We start from the raw sequence: 17,769 nt of genomic DNA, 5'->3' as shown, positions 1-17,769 counted from the left end.
TTTACAGTATAAACACTTCTTCAAAAAAAAAAGCCAACTACTTCTAGTCGGCTTCTAAACATTTCACTTATTTAGCTGTAGCTTTTTCAATTGCTGCAATGGATTGTGAGGTTGTACTCATTTGTAGAACTTCAACTGCTAAATTTTCCATATCTGACTTGTTAAGGCGACTTATAAGTGAACGTGCTTTTAAGATCGACGTTGCACTCATTGAAAACTCATCTAATCCTAAACCAAGTAGGACTGGAATCGCCATTTCGTCTCCAGCCATTTCACCACACATACCTGTCCACTTACCTTCTTTATGTGAAGCATCAATAACCATTTTCACAAGGCGAAGAATGGATGGGCTATATGGCTGATACAAGTAGGAAACGCGTTCATTCATACGGTCCGCTGCCATAGTGTACTGAATTAAATCATTTGTTCCAATACTAAAGAAATCAACTTCTTTAGCAAATTGGTCGGCAAGAATAGCTGTTGACGGAATTTCCACCATGATTCCCACTTCAATTGTGTTAGAAACAGTGATACCCTCATTCACTAATTTTTGCTTTTCCTCTTCCAGAACTGCTTTTGCTTGACGGAATTCATCAAGTGTCGCAATCATTGGGAACATAATTTTTAAATTTCCGGCAGTACTTGCTCTTAATAATGCTCTTAATTGAGTACGGAACATCCCTTGTTCCTCTAGGCATAAACGAATGGCCCGGAAACCAAGAAATGGGTTCATTTCTTTTGGTAAACTTAAGTATGGGAGTTCTTTATCTCCACCGATATCAAGTGTACGTACAACGACAGGTTTTCCTTCCATACCCTCTAAAACAGCCTTATAAGCAGTATATTGCTCTTCTTCTGTAGGAAGTTGATCTCTGCCCATGTAAAGGAATTCTGTTCGATAAAGGCCAACACCTTCACCACCGTTATTTTTAACACCAACTAGATCATTTGGTGTACCAATATTTGCGGCTAATTCAACATGGTGTCCATCTGCAGTCATGGTCTTTTCATTAACAAGCTTTGCCCACTCTGCTTTTTGCACTTCATAATCTGCGTGTTTTTTCTCGAATTGCTTCACCACGTCATCGGATGGGTTAATATGAACTTCTCCACTTAGACCATCAACTATGACTAGATCCCCGTTGTTAATTTCCTCAGTTGCCGTTTTTGCTCCAACAACAGCTGGAATTTCCATTGAACGTGCCATGATGGCTGAATGAGATGTTCGACCACCAATATTCGTTGTAAACCCTTTTACAAATTTACGATTTAACTGAGCCGTATCTGAAGGTGTTAAATCTTCAGCAACAATAATAACTTCTTCCGAAATCATACTTGGGTTAACAAGGTCCACTTTTAAAAGATGTGCAAGTACCCGCTTGGTTACATCGCGAATATCAGCTGCACGTTCTTTCATATACTCATTATCCATTTGCTCAAATAATGTGATGAACATGTCTGCAGTATCTTTTAAAGCCGATTCAGCATTAATCTTTTCAGTCTTAATATTTTCTTCAATCGGATTCAAAAGTTCTGGGTCACTTAACACAAGAAGATGTGCTTCAAAAATAGCTGCTTTATCAGCACCTAATTCATGATGAGCACGGTCACGAATTTGCTCAAGCTCTTGTTTGGCTTTTGCTATTGCAGCTCGAAAACGTTCAATTTCCATATTAGAATCTTCAACAGTTTTCTTACTGAAAGAAAGGTCTGGCTCAACCAAACGATATGCTTTTGCGATTGCAATCCCACTTGACGCCGCAATTCCGATTAATGAACTCATTATTCAGCTAGACCTTCTTTTTTTAATGTATCTTCTAAGCTTTGTACCGCTTCTTTCTCATCATTGCCCTCTGCAATGATTTTAATTTCTGCACCTTGACCGATTCCTAAAGACATTACACCCATAATGGATTTTAAGTTTACCTTTTTGCCTTTATATTCAAGCTGAATATCTGAATTGAATTTACCCGCAGCTTGTACTAAAAGTGTTGCTGGGCGAGCATGAATACCTGTATCTGCAGTTACCTTATATTGTTTTTCAACCATTGTATAATCCTACTCCTTTTCTAATTGCATTTTGTGAAGATGAAAAATGCGTCCAATTTTAAACTTAAAATAATTCGAGGATTTACCTAAAAAGCCATAAATATCTTTAAAACAAATAAATAGTACTTTGAGACACCAATAACTTTACTTATTTTTTCCTCAAACTTGTTATTCATGTATAACTTTTATAAAAACAAATGAATGATTTTAAGTTGTCTGACATTCCACATCTCTAATTGAAAGAATAGCATTTCTACGCATGTTTCGACAATAAAAATGTGCATATTTTCACGTATATAAAATATTCAATTTATTAAACGCTTTCATTTGTACATTATTTCACAAACTATACAAAAAATCGGAATCGCATGTTCGGCTACAATTTCTAAATAGAAATTTCCTTAATAATAATAAAGTAGTGTTACGATTAAATAACACTACAAAATAGTCAAATTCCCCATAATTGGTAATGTAGATTAAGCAATTCATCTAGTTCTTTACTCGTTTTTAAAGTCTGATGGCTTAAAAATCCTGTTCTAGACGCTACTAACACCATTTCACTCCGCTTATTTTCAATTAAATATAAAAGCTCCTCTTGAGTATCGAACAAATTCATGCTTGTCACCTCTTAGGCTTTTAGAATTATTGTACAACTTGTTTCGGAGGAAATATAGGTATTTTGTCACATAAATCAAAATATTTTGTTAAAATTCAAAAATTTTGCATATTATTTATTTAGACACGGTTTCTAACTTCTGGGATCATCCGTATACTGATACATTACATCTCCCCCCCTAAGAGCTATACCCCGAATGTGCTTAAAATCATCACGATTAACCAATACTTTGCGAACTGGTAAAAAGTCTTCTTTTTTAACAAAAAACTCATTGAGTTCCTTGCTTTTTAATTTGTTAAATATTTCATTAATGGTCTGTTCATTCAATTCAATCACCATACCTATTTTTTTAAAAATTATCATTTTTATTCTAAAAACTATTCAATTCTTATATCCGATAATTGTACCTAAATTTAAGGTCCTCTGTCTATTCTACTTTTAGTTTGGGTTGTAATGAAAAAGCCAGTATTCATGCGAATCATGTAGAAATTCAGAGAAAGGTAAAGGAATATTGTCGAATTAAAAAAAACAACTAAAAATAACGGATAAAATCGCTGAAAATGATTTACGAATCTGGTAAAGTAGTGCAAACTGTTACTTATAAAAATATTAATGACAAGGGAGAGAGGGTATTTGAAAAGAGCACAAGTTGGAAACGTTATCGAGTTTAGAGAAGGCTTACAAGGAATCGTTGAAAAAGTGAATGAAAACTCAGTAATTGTTGATTTAACTTATATGGACAATTATCTAGACCTTGAACTTGATCAGAGAACTGTCGTCAATCATAAAAACTATAAAATCATTAAAGAGTCCGCCATATAAAAAGCAGTTACATTGCTTTTTATATGGTGTTTTTTTTGTAGTAAATTCTAAGCTTATTAAACGTTCAGCAAACAATCCGCAAATTTTTGTCTTTACTCTTTACACATACATATTTTATTATTAGTTTGTTAAAATAGAAAATAAGGTCTCAGGAAGGGGTTTCTTAAGATGAGAAAATGCGCTTTCGATTTTCGATTCATAAGTGGGTTTCTTTTGGCGCATTTACTTATGTTTTTTACTTTTCACAACAAAGTGGTTTTCTGGTATTTTTTCACTGCCACTATGTTGTTACTAATTTGTTTTGTTGTTGCTAAAGATAAATTAGATGATAAATTATCCGTATTTAAATACCTCTTCACTGGTATAGTTTCTGGAGCCCTTCTCTTTGGTCTATTCTGGATAGGAAACCAGTTCATTGAACTAATACATATTCCAGTTTCAAATCAAATCTCTGCCCTTTATAAACGGTTTGGCCCACATATGTTTTGGCAATACCTGGCATTGATTTTAATCGTAGTGCCAGGAGAAGAAATATTTTGGCGAGGATTTGTGCAGAAACGCCTAGTTAACTATCTCAGTACCGGAGGAAGCATTATAGTTTCCGCCATTATGTATTCATCAGTCCATCTTTATTCTGGGCAATTTATGCTGCCGTTTGCAGCACTCACTGCAGGATTACTCTGGGGCTGGCTTTATGCCTGGAGGAGAAGTATTCCACTAGTCATTGTCTCACATTTAGTATTTGATTTATTTCTGTTCGTTCTTCTTCCATTTCGTTAAGCAGCCAATCCTTTCGGATTAAAGGCTGCTTTTTCCATTTTTATGAAGAGATTTTTATTATGGTTTTTTTGAATCTAGTGGTTTCATCCATAATAAGGCAATGAAAGCTAAACTAAAATAACCAAAAGCAGGATATAAATATGAAAGAAGTGTCCCATAATCAACAAGACTAATAAAATAAGTACTTAAAAAAATGAAAAATATAATCGCAATGCTGGAGAGACCGATATATTTTCGAAGCTGACGTTCAAGTCCAAACACATTCCCTATCACCGAAGTAAATATCTCTCCATAAATAATGAAAACATATATCCAATAAAGGCTTGATGCTATGTTCTTTACAATAACAGCCATGGGAACCTCATATGTTTCTACATTGGGGAGCATTATTAATACCACATGGCTGCATAAAAGGATTAAGGTCAGTGCAATACCTCCGAGAATTCCGCCCCACTTAATTGTCTGTTCATCTTTAATTTCGTTGGCAACAGGTACCAGGACTGCTTGCGCAAGCAATAAATTAAATGCAGCATAAGAAAACGGGGTCACAACTGCTTTCCAGCCATCCGTCAAAAAGGGGATGGTCAGTAGTTGTTCAGTAAAATGGGGGAAGCCCACTGAAATGAACATTAAGATAAAGCAAAATGAAATCATCATCGGTACAACAAATGTATTTACAATAAACAAGCCTTTCATGCCTATAACCAGAACGAGGACTGAAAGACCAATCGTTATGAGAATTCCTAATGTTTTAGGCAAATTCAATTGCTCACTAAATACGGCTCCAGCACCGGAAAGCATAACAGCACAAACGCCAAGAAGCATTAATAAAGTCAGGATATTGATGATCCTTCCAACAAGCTTCCCAAATAAGAATTCATTAAACTCTTGATACGAAGTAGCTCCAACCCGTGCTGCTAATATCATTAATTTTGAACCTAAAATAATGAGTAAAGAACCACTAACAATTATCCCTATAAATCCAATTAATCCAAATCGAGAAAAAAACTCTACTATTTCTTTCCCTGTGGCGAAGCCAGCTCCCACGACTGTTCCTACATAAACTGCTGCTATTTGAAAGGATGCACTCCAATTTGGTTTCAAGTTTAGTTCCCCCTTCTTATCTATGTATATGAAGGGAAGGACAATCACAGACGAGCTTTTTAAAACAACCTTCCAAGGAAAGCAAAAAAAAATTAAATGAGACTGACTTAAAGGCCAGTCTCATTTAATTTTTTTTGGTTATAGGGTAGTGTCGTCAACTGTATCTAGCCATTTTTCAATTTCATCGATTACGGATTTTAGGCAACCATCTTCAAAAGGAGAGATCAAATGTGCCTCTGCAACAAGCTTAGTAAAGGGCTCACTTCCTCCAAGTTTACATAGCTTTACATAGTCCTCCCAAGCAGCTTTCCAATCCTCTTTCGACCGCTTCCAAAATTGAAACGCACAAATTTGTGCTAAAGTATAATCAATGTAATAAAAAGGTGAATTATAAATATGAGCCTGGCGCTGCCAAAAACCACCGTTTTCTAAATAGGTGAAACCGTCATAATCTTTATGTGGCAAGTATTTTTTTTCAATCTGTCTCCAAGTGGACTTTCGCTCATCTGGTGTTGCCTCAGGATTCTCATAAACCCAATGTTGAAATTCATCAACAGAAACGCCATAAGGCAAGAAAAGTAATGCGTCACTTAAATGGGCAAATTGATATTTATCCGTATCTTCCTTGAAAAAGTGTTCCATCCAAGGCCAGGTGAAAAATTCCATACTCATTGAATGAATTTCGCATGCCTCGTAGGTCGGCCAGTAATACTCTGGAATATCATAATGTCTGCTTGAAAAAACTTGAAAAGCGTGTCCTGCTTCATGAGTTAAAACATCAATATCTCCTGATGTACCGTTAAAATTTGAAAAAATGAACGGTGCTTTATAATTTTCGATAAATGTACAATAGCCGCCACCAGCTTTCCCTTTCTTGGCCACTAAATCCATTAATCCGTTCTCTGTCATAAAGGAGAAAAATTCTCCCGTTTCTGTAGAGAGCTCCTCGTACATTTTTTGACCATTCTCGATAATCCATTGCGGACTTCCCTTTGGAGTTGCATTACCTGATTGAAAGATAATCGATTCATCGTAATATTTTAACTTTTCTACCCCAATCCGATTTCGTTGTCTTTCCTTTAATTTCGTGGCCAATGGAACAATAAATTCCTCTACTTGTCTACGAAATTTAGAAACCATTTCGGCATTATAGTCGGTTCGACTCATTCGATCATAGGCAAGTTCAACAAAACTTGAATACCCTAGGATCCTGGCAATTTCTGTTCGTACCTTAACCAAATCATCGTAAATTTGATCAAGTTTTTGTTCATTTTTAGCCAAAAAGCCAAACCGTGCTTCATTAGCTTTGATTCTCATTTTTCTATCTGGGGACTCTCCAAATGGTTCTAGCTGAACAAGGGTTAGCTCTTTTCCTTCAAACAAAATTTTTGCGGAGGCAATCAGCTTCGTGTATTCACTCGAAAGCTTATTTTCTTTTTGCAAAAGCGGTACGATTTCTGGAGTAAAAGTCTTCAATTGTGTCTCGGCAAGCGCAAAAAGTTGTGTACCCCACTTACTTTCCAAATCTTTGCGGTACTTAGAGTTCACTAATGCTTGATAGTATTTCGTGACCAAACCTTCCACCTCCGGCTCAATCTCATCTATGTAATCTTGTTCAGATTTATAAAATTCATTATTGGTATCAATAGAATGGCGGATATAACAAAGATTTACCATTGTACCAAAGTTATTACGTACCACATTTATTTTTTCAATCGCTTTAATTTGTTCCGCAACACTACTTGCTTGATTAAATTGTTCAAGTCCTATTTGAAACTCAGACTCGATTTCACTGATATTTGGTCGAGTATAAAGATAATCTTCAAATTTCAAAGCTGTTAACCCCCTTACAAGATTTGTCTTGCTAATACGATTTTGATGAGAAACTGGTTATTCCCTTTTTCTGATGCAAACATATTTTTTTGCTACATTTTGAAAACAGCATCATCAATGCTAGGATGCTGATAATAGAAAAAGCCATTAAAAGGCTGTGTTAAACTTACCTGTTGATTTCCGGTCCTATCACCAGGTGAGCATAATAAACAATGCGCTTTAACAAATCCTCAAAAAAAAAAGCAGTCTTTAACCGCTTTTTAATATTTCCCAGCTGCAATACCAAGCTTTTTTAATAATTCAATTGCCGTATTTTTTTCTTCATTTGATAGTACTGACATCATTTCATCAATTTTTTGTGCATGTTCCGGAAAAATTTCGTCAATAAACTGCTTTCCTTCATCAGTGATTTGAGCGTAAGTAACGCGGCGATCATTGGGACATGCCACGCGCTTTAACAGCCCTTTTTGTTCTAACTTATCAACCACATAGGTAATACTACCGCTGGCCAGCAATATTTTCCCGCCAATTTGTTGCAGTGGCTGATCTCCTTTGTGAAATAGAAGCTCTAAGACTGCAAATTCTGTTGGATTTAAGCCCTTTTCAGCAATTAACTTATTAGCTTGTTCATTTAGCGCTTTATAGGAACGTGAAAGAACAATAAATAATTTTAATGATTGACTAATTTGATCAGAAATCATATTTCATTCATTCCTTTATTTTTTAATGGAAATATCTTGAATTCAAAATAATTATATAAAAATTACATTTAGCTGTCAATTGTGCAAGCAAATTTTCAATCAATCACTAAACAATTTGTGACACCAATATTTCAAAACGACGAGATGATCCTGGTCTCGTTTTGGCACCCTATCCTAAATAAAAGATTTTTTTGATATTATCATGCAAATATATACTATTTAATTCAAAAATTTTGTAAGATACCTAGTATAAGAGAAAACGTTCGCAAGGTGAATAATAAACCGGGAAGAGGAGAAAAAGATGAGTCATCAAGCTGTTTCAATTGGTTCCCTGAGTAACAAACAGGGAACGACTGCCTATAAAATATTATTTGTAATTGGCTTATGCCATTTGCTAAATGATTCTCTTCAAGCTGTGGTCCCAGCTATGTTCCCAATTTTAGAAAAATCAATGGGACTTTCCTATACGCAACTAGGAATGATTGCCTTCTCGTTGAATATAGTTGCCTCAGTTTTACAACCGATTATCGGAATGATTGCCGACAAAAAGCCTAGACCATATGCACTGCCTATCGGTCTTTCCATAACGATGGTTGGTGTGCTTGGACTCGCATTTTCCCCACGTTTTGAAATGATCATTTTCTCTGTAGCCTTAATAGGTCTTGGATCAGCCATCTTCCATCCTGAAGGATCAAGAGTAGCATTTATGGCCTCTGGTCCACGTAGAGGTCTTGCTCAATCTATTTATCAGGTTGGTGGTAATTCTGGTCAAGCGTTGGCCCCGTTAATTACAGCAATTATTCTTGTCCCACTTGGTCAAAAAGGTGCATCTTGGTTTTCAATCGTTGCTGCTACTGCTGTTGGATTGTTGATATTTATTGCCCGGTGGTATACCCAAAGGTTTCAGTCTGATCGAGCAATGATGAAGTCCAAAAAGGATGTTAACACTAAAAAGAATGCTAAAGTCCCAAAAACAGTATGGGTAGCATTGACTTTAATATTATTTCTTATTTTTGCCCGCTCGTGGTATATTTCCGGAATGACCAATTATTATGCGTTTTATGCGATTGAGAAGTATGCCTTTACTATTAAGCAATCACAGATGTTTTTATTTGCCTTTTTGGTCACTGGAGCAATTGGAACATTTTTTGGTGGACCACTGGCAGATCGGTTTGGAAAAAAGAATATCATTTTTCTATCCATGATAGGATCTGCTCCACTTACAATTTTGATACCGTTTGTCCCAAGTACCATTGCTTTTGCTCTCCTTGCAGTTTCAGGCTTTTTACTTATGTCGAGCTTCTCGGTAACGGTGGTTTATGCACAAGAATTATTCCCAGGAAAAATCGGAACCATGGCTGGATTAACAGTAGGTTTAGCCTTTGGAATGGGGGCTTTGGGTTCAGTCGGACTTGGCTATTTAGCTGACTTAATCAGTTTACCGAGTACCATCATCTTTGTTGGGACATTACCATTGTTGGGGATTATAACATGCTTCCTTCCTTCGGATAAAAAACTGCAAGAGTTGTATTCATAAATTTCAAAAAAGCGCCCGATTGCGGAAGATCATTACTTACACTTTAATCAAGATAAGCACACGTTTAAGTTTAATTCTTCAAAATGTAAAAGTTATCAAATTATTTTCTATAAAGGCTCTGTTAATCTAGAATGTTGATTTCCGTTCCAGGCGCTTCGCTTTCCGCGGGGCGGGCGGTGAGCCTCCTCGGCGCTAAAGCGCTTGCGGGGTCTCACCTGTCCCGCTGCTCCCGCAGGAGTCTCGCGCCTTCCACTCCAATCAACTTGTGCAAAAAATCAACATTGAGCTTTAACACAGCCTCTATAAAAAAAGCCGATGTTCCTGGAAGGAAATCGACTTTTTTCTTGTAAATAAGGAAACAAAGTATTAAATCTCAAGTTTACGGGTAGCAATCCATTTCACCATTGCAGGATCCCTATGTGAAAAGAATAAGCTCTCTTTCGTATCTAGCGTAGTGATTAGGTCCATATCCTCCTGGTTTAATTCAAAGTCAAAGATATTAAAGTTTTCGACGATTCTTTCCTTGTGAACAGACTTTGGAATCGCAACAACTCCTCTTTGAATCAACCAACGTAATACCACTTGTGCAACGGATTTATTATACTTTTCGGCTATGGAAACCAGAATTTCGTTCTGGAACATGTTATTTTTTCCTTCAGCAAATGGCCCCCAAGACTCTATCTGAACATTGTTCTCTTTCATAAAAGCATGACTTTCGATTTGTTGAGTGAAAACATGTGTTTCTACCTGGTTAACTGCAGGAACAACTTCATTATGAATAATCAAATCAATCAGGCGGTCTGGATGGAAGTTACTTACTCCGATAGCCCTGATTTTTCCTTCACGGTACAATTCCTCCATTGCACGCCAAGAACCATATACATCACCAAATGGCTGATGGATTAGGTATAGGTCTAAATAATCCAATTGAAGTCTTTTCAGTGATTTTGCGAATGCTTTCGTTGTGCTCTCATAACCAGCATCCTGAACCCAGAGTTTTGTTGTAATGAACAATTCCTCTCTTGGCACACCGCTCCGCTTGATTGCTCTGCCGACTGCTTCTTCATTAAGATAAGAGGCAGCAGTATCGATTAGACGATATCCTCCCATAATCGCGTCGTAAACAGATTGTTCACATTCATTTTCATCCTGAATCTGAAAAACACCAAATCCGAGAATTGGCATTTCAACACCATTATTTAAAGTTACTTTTTGCATATAAAATCCTCCTGTTTTCTATATAGAACATCTGTTATTTACCTACCCTATTTGCGTATTCCGCCGGATAGCGATCTCCCGAGATCTCAATTTTAGATAAGGCATCATTCAAGTCATTGAGCTCCTCAGTGCTCAGTTCAATATCTGCCGCCCTAAGATTTTCATCGAGACGCTCCAATTTCCGCGTGCCTGGAATCGGAACAATCCATGGTTTCTGAGCAAGCACCCATCCAAGTGCGATTTGGGCTGGGGTTGCGTCTTTTTCTACTGCAATCTTTATTATCAAATCAACCAACACCTGATTTGCCTCGATATTCTCAGGTTGGAAGAGAGGAACAATGCTACGGAAATCTGAGCGACCGAACGTTGCATCCTTTTTAATTGTTCCGGTAAGGAATCCCTTCCCCAATGGACTGAAAGGAACAAACCCGATTCCCAGTTCTTCAAGGGTAGGCAATAGCTCTTCTTCAGGACTTCTCCACATCATCGAGTATTCACTTTGAATAGCAGCCAGTGGATGAATCGAGTGTGCACGCCGAATCGTTTCCACACCTGCTTCAGAAAGCCCCCAATGTTTAACTTTACCTTCCTTGATTGAGTCTTGTACTACTCCCGCTACTTCCTCAATCGGCACATTTGGATCAACCCGATGCTGATAATAGAGATCAATGGTGTCAACTTTTAAGCGATTTAGCGAGCCTTCAACTGATTGCCGAATGGTCTCCGGCTTGCTTTCAAGCACCTGCTTGCCATTATCCATTTGAATACCAAATTTAGTCGCGATAACCACTTTTCCCTTAAAAGGAGCAAGGGCTTCCCCTACCAATTCCTCATTGCGATATGGACCATATACCTCTGCAGTATCGAAGAAAGTAACACCTCGGTCAATTGCCTCATGAATTAGCGAAATCATCTCTTTTTTGTCCGAGGCAGGACCGTATCCATGGCTCATGCCCATACATCCAAGGCCTACGGAGGAGACCTCCAATTCACTTTTTCCTAATTTACGTTTTTTCATGTGGATTAAACTCCTTAACCTATTTTGTTGAGATGTAAGGGTAAAAAACTTTGACTCCCTTATTATGCAACAAAAAAATAGGGAACCCTTATATCATTCCTACCAAATCATTGCCTAATCCTCTAACACTACTTACGTTCCGGAGGAATATGTATTAGTATGGAACTATAAAAAAATAAGGACACAAGGAGGTTATTATGTCTAAACCAATCGATAAACAGCGGGCTGAACTTACCCAAATTATTGAGGGGCAGACTGGCAAAGACGGCTCTCATGAGACTGCTATTCCTTCTTTATCTTTCTCTCGCTTCTCTAATATTACCGGTCCAAGTTACGGAGTTTACATGCCCTCATTATGCATTATCGTTCAGGGTAGGAAGGAGGTATTTCTGGCGCAGGAGCGCTATGTATACGGCCCTGCGGATTACCTTGCTGCATCCGTTAACTTGCCAATCACCGGTATAGTCACGGAAGCTTCTTATGAGAATCCATATTTGGCTCTGAAACTCGAATTTACGGCAAATCAAATCTTGGAGGTTTTACAGGATTCTCAACTGGCTGTTAACCAAAAAGAAAATGCTAAGAGAGGCATGTATGTTAGCAAAATAGAGATATCTCTGTTGGACGCGGTAACCAGGTTAGTCCGTTTGCTAGAGACTCCGAATGATATACCAGTACTTGCACCTCTTATCATCAAGGAAATCATCTATAGGGTTTTACAGGGGCAGCACGGGATTACGCTAAGGCAAATTGTAGTAGAAGGAAGTTCCACTAATGGAATAAGGGATGTTATTGACCATATCATGAATAACTACGATCAGTCGTTTCGGATTGAGGACCTTGCAGAAATTGCGAATATGAGTGTTTCTTCGCTTCATAGGCACTTTAAAGAGGTAACAGCTATGAGTCCTATTCAGTACCAAAAACAATTGAGGCTACAGGAATCACGTCGTCTGTTATTTTCCGAGTCAAAAGATGCTACCGAAGCTGCATTCCGAGTAGGCTACGAAAGTCCATCTCAATTCAGCCGAGAATATTCCCGTATGTTTGGTTTACCACCTAAAGAGGATATTAAGCGGCTGAAAGAAACCTATTCCCCTTCCTAATGGTGGGGGTCATTCTTGAATCTATTATGCTCAGAAAGAATGAATTTCATATATTAGTAATTCAACAATCTAAGATTTACTATTTAGAAGAAAGTCTCAATACCGTTGGAAAACATAAAAAGGACACTTTTCTTATTTTAAAAAAGCGCCCGATTGAGGAAGATCGTTTCAAAAACTTTATTGAAGAAAAGCACCCGTTAAAGAAGGTTCTTAATACGTTTTAATGCCTCATCTATATCAGCCTGAGAGATATCTTTATGCGTAACAAACCGTAAAACACCGGCTGTGAATTCAGTTGCTAATATTCCAACTGCCTTTAGTTCGTAAATCAGTTCTCGAACTGACTTTCCTGTTCCTTGAACATTTGCCATAACAATATTCGTCTGAACAGTTTCCAACTCCACGGTAATACCAGGTATTTGAATTAACCCTTCTGCTAATTTTTTAGCTTTTTCGTGGTCCTCATTCAATCGTTCTACCATACTTGTTAATGCTACTAGAGCAGGTGCAGCTATAACCCCTGCTTGGGGCATTGCTCCACCTAGTCTTTTACGCCAATTTCTTGCATTAGCAATACACTCTTGCGAACCTGCGAGAATAGCACCTATTGGAGCTCCTAAGCCTTTACATAAACAAATTTGGACGGTATCGGAATATTGTGCGTATTCATCGACTGAAATAGATGTGGCAACAACGGCATTAAACAGTCTTGCACCATCAATATGTAACTTGGTACCGGATTTACGACAAATAGAATACAAGTCCTTGATATTATCTAAAGGTACAATTGTGCCACCTGAATAGTTATGTGTATTTTCTAAGCATAGGAGACTAGTATATGTTGACTCTCCAGGCATTCTAATGGCACTACGCACTCGTTCTGGATCTAATGTGCCTTTATCACTAGAAATGGGCCGTGTCTGAACGCCAGCAATAATAGAATGAGAAGCTGCTTCTTGAACAAAGATATGTGAATGTTCTTCCACCAGAATTTCTGAACCTGGTGATGTTTGAGATAATATGGCTAGTTGATTTCCCATTGTGCCTGAAGTGACAAACAAAGCAGCCTCTTTTCCCAACATTTCTGCTGCTGTTTCCTCTAAACGATTAACTGATGGATCCTCTCTAAAAACGTCATCTCCCACTTCGGCATTATACATTGCTTTACGCATTTCTTCCGTTGGTCGAGTACCAGCATCTGTTCTAAAATCTATAATCATTCCCTTAACTCCTCTCGTCCAAAAAGCCACCGAAACAGCTGTTAATCATCTTCAACAAACGCCCCAGCAAACTCACTCTTTAACGGAGGCAATCGTAGTGTATGTTGAAATCTAGGGCTGTTGAAGGGTTCGTACTTATTCAACATTAGCACCTGACAGTTCAATAAGAAACATCAAATAAGGAAAGTCATTTTATTATCCTTGAATTTCCTTAATGCTTTTCCCCCCTAAAAATGCGTGTCCCATTTTCATTTTATCGACTGATTGAAATCCATATTTTTGATATACTTTTTCTATTGATTCATTTATCGGAAAAACCCAAAGTTTCTTAATTCCTCTATTTATAACTTCCTTTTGTATAAATTGAATAATTTCACCTATTAAGCCCTTTCCTCTATATTCTTCAATTGTAGCTACACTTTCCAATCGAGCTTGATTACCATCTTCAAAAATACAAGCCGTGGAACAAGCTATTCCATCGTATCGAAGAAGATAATGTGTGAAAGAGGGGTGATTGAATTGCTTCTCATAAACTTTCTCAATCGATTCCTTTCCTCCAAATTCTTTAATGCTACACTCTATCTCTAAAGCTTCCTGAAAATTTGATTCTATTACTTTTTCAATAGTAGTTCTGTTGTTATTATCGATATCAATAATTCGATTATTCCATAATTGAACAGGACTAATTAATTCCTCATATCTAAATTTTTGATTTTTTAACTCAGAAATTAGATTTTGTTGAATATCTAAGTTATAGATATAGAATCTAGGTATGATTTTTCTGGATGTATAATAGCTGCTTACTTCTTCAATTACTAACTGTGGATTATCATGCGCATCACTAATATGTGCGTAATTTGCGTCATAATAATTTGGTTGGCTATCATTACAGAAAATTGAACCCCACGAGGTATCTATCCGATTTGAAAAAGTTTCCAAATACGCAAAATCCAGTAAAAGAATATCTTGTATACTTATCATATAATTACTCCTAGAATTTATATTAAATACATTTAATCAATGACTAAATTATAGCGTATTTCAAATTCCTTCATGCTCAATAAGCTTATTCAATTAAATGGCCCAATTCATTAAGAAGAGCGCATTTCTTACTGCAGAAATGCGCCCGTTTGTTGAAGAAGAAATCACATTTAATTGAGTAGCTGTTTATCATTCTTTCCCATTATTTTTTCCAAAAATTAAAGTTCCAACATTTTCATTGGGGTCTGTAGAGGACCTATATGCATATCGTTGAGTAATTTGCAATCAAAAAATTGTAGTTTATGGCAGTCTATTATTCTTCAGAATCACGAATACTGAAACTTTGTTATTAAAGGTTTTTGTACGTAATACGAATTTTTTACTAATTCGAGTGGAGCTTAGGGCTTCGCTTTTTCTTTTTGCCCTTTAAGATCTAATTATTCAATTTCCATGATTTATTTATAGAGACAATTGCTGATAGTTTTTAGCGGAATTATAGAAAAAAGGGTTTTCACCCCAATGCATGTCTACTACCCGATACATATAGATACAGTACAACATTACAAGAAGGATAGATGGAAGGGGGGGACATGAGCGGAATTACCCTGGAGGAGGTACGGTCGTCTCATGACAATATCCAGAAAAATCAGGAAGAAGAAAGGAGAATAATATGTTTCAACCAATGGTTTGGATAACCATTTTAGCTTTTTTGGGTACCCTCGTATTTATTCTGTGGAGACCTAGAGGTTTGAATGAAGCTATACCTGCTGCGATAGGTGCGGTTATTGTCTTGCTCAGTGGGAGTGTTTCATTTTCAGATTTAGGTGTCATTACAGATACCATCAGCGGTGCTGCCATTACCATAATGGCAACGATCATCATGGCGATTGTTTTAGAAAGTTTTGGTTTTTTTCACTGGGTGGCAGAGAAGCTAGCCGCAAAAGCAAAGGGGTCAGGCATTCGATTATTCTGGTATGTCAATCTTTTATGCTTTCTCATGACACTCTTTTTCAATAACGATGGTAGTATTTTAATTACCACTCCTATTTTAGTCATGTTGTTAAACAACATGGGCTTAAAAAACCATCAAAAAATTCCGTATTTGCTGTCTGGAGGCTTAATTGCAACCGCGTCCAGTGCTCCAATCGGTGTAAGTAATATTGTAAATCTAATTGCTTTGAAAATTGTGCATATGACTTTGTATTTGCATACAGCGATGATGTTTGTCCCTGCAACGCTTGGTTTACTATTCTTAGTTGGGCTGCTCTTCCTTCGCTTTCGTAAAATCTTACCGAAAACCATTCCTACTAGTGTTACGGGTCTAACATTACCTTCTTACCATCCGCTCAAGCCAGGTCCTCAACATGCTTCAGAGAAGGCTCGTTCAAGATTTATGCTCTACGTCCTACTATTCGTATTTGCTGTCCGGGTCAGCCTCTTTGTTGCCTCATTTTTCGCCATTCCAGTCTCCCTTGTGGCGGTTCTTGGATCGCTTGTACTTTTAGGATGGCGGTGGGCTTATTTAAAAATACCTCCTGGCGATATGCTGAAAAAAACGCCGTGGTATATTATCATTTTCGCCTTTTGTATGTATACCATCATATACGGTCTAAATAATATTGGTTTAACGCACTGGTTGATTGGAATTATGCAACCTATGGTTTCTGGAAGCCTGCTCCATGCGAGTGTGTTGATGGGAGTGCTACTAACCGTACTTTCCAATCTATTTAATAATCACCCAGCGCTTATGGTTGGAACACTCACGTTAACAAATATGCATCTAGATCTGCTTTCCTTGAAAATCGCCTATCTGGCTAACATTGTTGGCAGTGACATGGGATCGTTGCTGCTTCCGATGGGAACGCTGGCTACGCTGATGTGGATGCACATTGTAAAGAAGGGAAAAGTCAGAATCACTTGGATGGAATATATGAAAGTCACCTTTGTCGTTATTCCACCTACTGTATTGTTCACATTAGTTGTTTTATATTATTGGGTTTCCAGTCTTTTTGGCGATGTCCTTCAAAGATAAGACTATATGAGAATAAAGGAGAATGAAGATGCTTATAGATTTCTTAGATTTAAAAGGAAAGAAAATTGAGGTTGAGATATCGGGTGGCAGTTTTCACAAGGGAATCCTAATCGATGCCGGGTTGGACATCGTTGTTATGTACGAGGGCAGAACAAACTCCTTCCTCTACATTCCATTTGTTCATATTCACAGATTAAAAGAGATTAGCATTATAGATGATGATACCTCTTACGATGATCCGCCTTCAGTAAAACCAATTGAAACCGAGGCAATATCCTATCGTAAAACATTAATGACTGCTAAAGGTCTGTTCGCCAAGGTTTACGTCACTGGGGATAAATCCATTCATGGCTATTTAACCAGCATCATGAACGACTATTTTGTTTTTCACTCCCCTGCCTACAAATCCATATTTGTATCGATGGACCATGTAAAATTTTTAATTCCGTACCCGCCAAATACAACACCATATTCCTTAGACAATCAGCATTTTCCGTTAAATCCGCCTCCATCATCACTAGCCAGAACCTTTGGTGATCAGTTGAAAAAATTAGAAAACCAATTAGTTATTCTAGATGGTGGAGACAATCCTGAAAAAATAGGCTTCCTCCAAAAGGTTCGAAATAACAAAGCGATTCTGATAACAGCAGACAGGGAAACGGTTTATCGAAATTTAGATCATATCAAAACAATTCAATTACCGTAATGAACCAGGTTAATGGTATTGATATAAATATTTTCATCATTAACAA

17 protein-coding genes are annotated in these 17,769 nt (G+C 37.3%); 6 read left to right on the top strand and 11 right to left on the bottom strand.

The window, feature by feature from the left end; all coding sequences use genetic code 11:
* Positions 1-67: 67 nt before the first annotated feature.
* The 4 genes from ptsP to B1NLA3E_RS05980 all read right to left on the bottom strand — a co-directional run bounded on the left by ptsP (position 68) and on the right by B1NLA3E_RS05980 (position 3,001).
* Positions 68-1,783 carry a phosphoenolpyruvate--protein phosphotransferase gene (gene ptsP / locus B1NLA3E_RS05990; RefSeq protein WP_015592940.1) on the bottom strand — a complete coding sequence of 572 codons (1,716 nt, stop codon included), beginning with the start codon at positions 1,781-1,783 and terminating at the stop codon, positions 68-70.
* Entirely contained in the window at positions 1,783-2,049 is a 267-nt protein-coding gene (locus tag B1NLA3E_RS05985) for a phosphocarrier protein HPr (RefSeq protein ID WP_015592939.1), read from the bottom strand. Before B1NLA3E_RS05985 ends, ptsP begins: the two co-directional genes overlap by 1 nt.
* Before the next feature lie 448 nt (positions 2,050-2,497).
* The gene (locus B1NLA3E_RS23700; protein WP_083935059.1) at positions 2,498-2,665 is read right to left on the bottom strand and encodes an aspartyl-phosphate phosphatase Spo0E family protein; all 168 of its coding nucleotides are present in this window, start codon (positions 2,663-2,665) and stop codon (positions 2,498-2,500) included.
* A 132-nt stretch (positions 2,666-2,797) separates the two neighbouring features.
* Positions 2,798-3,001 (bottom strand): hypothetical protein, encoded by a 204-nt coding sequence (locus B1NLA3E_RS05980; RefSeq protein WP_328285164.1) that lies wholly within the window; start codon positions 2,999-3,001, stop codon positions 2,798-2,800.
* A 297-nt stretch (positions 3,002-3,298) separates the two neighbouring features.
* Here B1NLA3E_RS05980 and B1NLA3E_RS05975 point away from each other — a divergent pair, with 297 nt between their 5' ends.
* Positions 3,299-3,487, top strand: coding sequence for a YkvS family protein (locus B1NLA3E_RS05975; protein WP_015592937.1), 189 nt, complete (start codon positions 3,299-3,301; stop codon positions 3,485-3,487).
* 213 nt (positions 3,488-3,700) lie between these two features.
* Complete coding sequence (locus tag B1NLA3E_RS05970) at positions 3,701-4,267, top strand: CPBP family intramembrane glutamic endopeptidase (protein WP_236619611.1); 567 nt, start codon at positions 3,701-3,703, stop codon at positions 4,265-4,267.
* A 57-nt stretch (positions 4,268-4,324) separates the two neighbouring features.
* On the opposite strand, the gene B1NLA3E_RS05965 is transcribed toward B1NLA3E_RS05970, so the two are convergent.
* From B1NLA3E_RS05965 to B1NLA3E_RS05955, 3 genes are all read right to left on the bottom strand, one after another.
* Positions 4,325-5,371: a YkvI family membrane protein gene (locus B1NLA3E_RS05965; RefSeq protein ID WP_041580342.1), complete on the bottom strand. Its 1,047-nt coding sequence runs from the start codon at positions 5,369-5,371 to the stop codon at positions 4,325-4,327.
* A 138-nt stretch (positions 5,372-5,509) separates the two neighbouring features.
* A complete protein-coding gene (locus B1NLA3E_RS05960) occupies positions 5,510-7,204 on the bottom strand; it encodes a M3 family oligoendopeptidase (protein ID WP_015592934.1) in 1,695 nt (564 codons plus the stop codon).
* A 260-nt stretch (positions 7,205-7,464) separates the two neighbouring features.
* Positions 7,465-7,905, bottom strand: coding sequence for a MarR family winged helix-turn-helix transcriptional regulator (locus B1NLA3E_RS05955; protein ID WP_015592933.1), 441 nt, complete (start codon positions 7,903-7,905; stop codon positions 7,465-7,467).
* Between the two features lie 301 nt (positions 7,906-8,206).
* On the opposite strand from B1NLA3E_RS05955, the gene B1NLA3E_RS05950 reads away from it, so the two are divergent.
* The gene (locus B1NLA3E_RS05950) at positions 8,207-9,442 is read left to right on the top strand and encodes an MFS transporter (RefSeq protein ID WP_015592932.1); all 1,236 of its coding nucleotides are present in this window, start codon (positions 8,207-8,209) and stop codon (positions 9,440-9,442) included.
* Positions 9,443-9,808: 366 nt separating this feature from the next.
* Here B1NLA3E_RS05950 and B1NLA3E_RS05945 read toward each other — a convergent pair whose 3' ends face one another.
* Together B1NLA3E_RS05945 and B1NLA3E_RS05940 are read right to left on the bottom strand one after the other, a co-directional pair.
* A complete protein-coding gene (locus B1NLA3E_RS05945; RefSeq protein ID WP_015592931.1) occupies positions 9,809-10,660 on the bottom strand; it encodes an aldo/keto reductase in 852 nt (283 codons plus the stop codon).
* Positions 10,661-10,694: 34 nt separating this feature from the next.
* A complete protein-coding gene (locus tag B1NLA3E_RS05940; RefSeq protein WP_015592930.1) occupies positions 10,695-11,678 on the bottom strand; it encodes an aldo/keto reductase in 984 nt (327 codons plus the stop codon).
* Between the two features lie 197 nt (positions 11,679-11,875).
* On the opposite strand from B1NLA3E_RS05940, the gene B1NLA3E_RS05935 reads away from it, so the two are divergent.
* Positions 11,876-12,784, top strand: a complete 909-nt coding sequence (locus tag B1NLA3E_RS05935; protein ID WP_015592929.1) for an AraC family transcriptional regulator — start codon at positions 11,876-11,878, stop codon at positions 12,782-12,784.
* 197 nt (positions 12,785-12,981) lie between these two features.
* On the opposite strand, the gene B1NLA3E_RS05925 is transcribed toward B1NLA3E_RS05935, so the two are convergent.
* Complete coding sequence (locus B1NLA3E_RS05925; protein WP_015592927.1) at positions 12,982-14,004, bottom strand: threonine aldolase family protein; 1,023 nt, start codon at positions 14,002-14,004, stop codon at positions 12,982-12,984.
* Between the two features lie 195 nt (positions 14,005-14,199).
* A complete protein-coding gene (locus B1NLA3E_RS05920; protein ID WP_015592926.1) occupies positions 14,200-14,985 on the bottom strand; it encodes a GNAT family N-acetyltransferase in 786 nt (261 codons plus the stop codon).
* 670 nt (positions 14,986-15,655) lie between these two features.
* On the opposite strand from B1NLA3E_RS05920, the gene B1NLA3E_RS05915 reads away from it, so the two are divergent.
* Positions 15,656-17,017: an arsenic transporter gene (locus B1NLA3E_RS05915; RefSeq protein WP_015592925.1), complete on the top strand. Its 1,362-nt coding sequence runs from the start codon at positions 15,656-15,658 to the stop codon at positions 17,015-17,017.
* Positions 17,018-17,039: 22 nt separating this feature from the next.
* Positions 17,040-17,723, top strand: a complete 684-nt coding sequence (locus B1NLA3E_RS05910; RefSeq protein WP_015592924.1) for a hypothetical protein — start codon at positions 17,040-17,042, stop codon at positions 17,721-17,723.
* Positions 17,724-17,769 lie beyond the last annotated feature (46 nt).

Source organism: Bacillus sp. 1NLA3E, assembly GCF_000242895.2.
Classification (GTDB): Bacteria; Bacillota; Bacilli; order Bacillales; family Cytobacillaceae; genus Bacillus_BU.
Note: the sequence above shows the minus strand (reverse complement) of the source record. Positions and strands in the feature narration are given on the sequence as shown.

What these genes read in the sequence shown, in the direction of transcription:
- B1NLA3E_RS05925 (WP_015592927.1), bottom strand. Translation starts at nt 14,004, where the DNA reads ATGATTATAGATTTTAGAACAGATGCTGGTACTCGACCAACGGAAGAA.
- B1NLA3E_RS05935 (WP_015592929.1), top strand. Translation starts at nt 11,876, where the DNA reads ATGTCTAAACCAATCGATAAACAGCGGGCTGAACTTACCCAAATTATT.
- ptsP (WP_015592940.1), bottom strand. Translation starts at nt 1,783, where the DNA reads ATGAGTTCATTAATCGGAATTGCGGCGTCAAGTGGGATTGCAATCGCA.
- B1NLA3E_RS05910 (WP_015592924.1), top strand. Translation starts at nt 17,040, where the DNA reads ATGAAGATGCTTATAGATTTCTTAGATTTAAAAGGAAAGAAAATTGAG.
- B1NLA3E_RS05955 (WP_015592933.1), bottom strand. Translation starts at nt 7,905, where the DNA reads ATGATTTCTGATCAAATTAGTCAATCATTAAAATTATTTATTGTTCTT.
- B1NLA3E_RS05915 (WP_015592925.1), top strand. Translation starts at nt 15,656, where the DNA reads ATGTTTCAACCAATGGTTTGGATAACCATTTTAGCTTTTTTGGGTACC.
- B1NLA3E_RS05920 (WP_015592926.1), bottom strand. Translation starts at nt 14,985, where the DNA reads ATGATAAGTATACAAGATATTCTTTTACTGGATTTTGCGTATTTGGAA.
- B1NLA3E_RS23700 (WP_083935059.1), bottom strand. Translation starts at nt 2,665, where the DNA reads ATGAATTTGTTCGATACTCAAGAGGAGCTTTTATATTTAATTGAAAAT.
- B1NLA3E_RS05945 (WP_015592931.1), bottom strand. Translation starts at nt 10,660, where the DNA reads ATGCAAAAAGTAACTTTAAATAATGGTGTTGAAATGCCAATTCTCGGA.
- B1NLA3E_RS05985 (WP_015592939.1), bottom strand. Translation starts at nt 2,049, where the DNA reads ATGGTTGAAAAACAATATAAGGTAACTGCAGATACAGGTATTCATGCT.
- B1NLA3E_RS05950 (WP_015592932.1), top strand. Translation starts at nt 8,207, where the DNA reads ATGAGTCATCAAGCTGTTTCAATTGGTTCCCTGAGTAACAAACAGGGA.
- B1NLA3E_RS05940 (WP_015592930.1), bottom strand. Translation starts at nt 11,678, where the DNA reads ATGAAAAAACGTAAATTAGGAAAAAGTGAATTGGAGGTCTCCTCCGTA.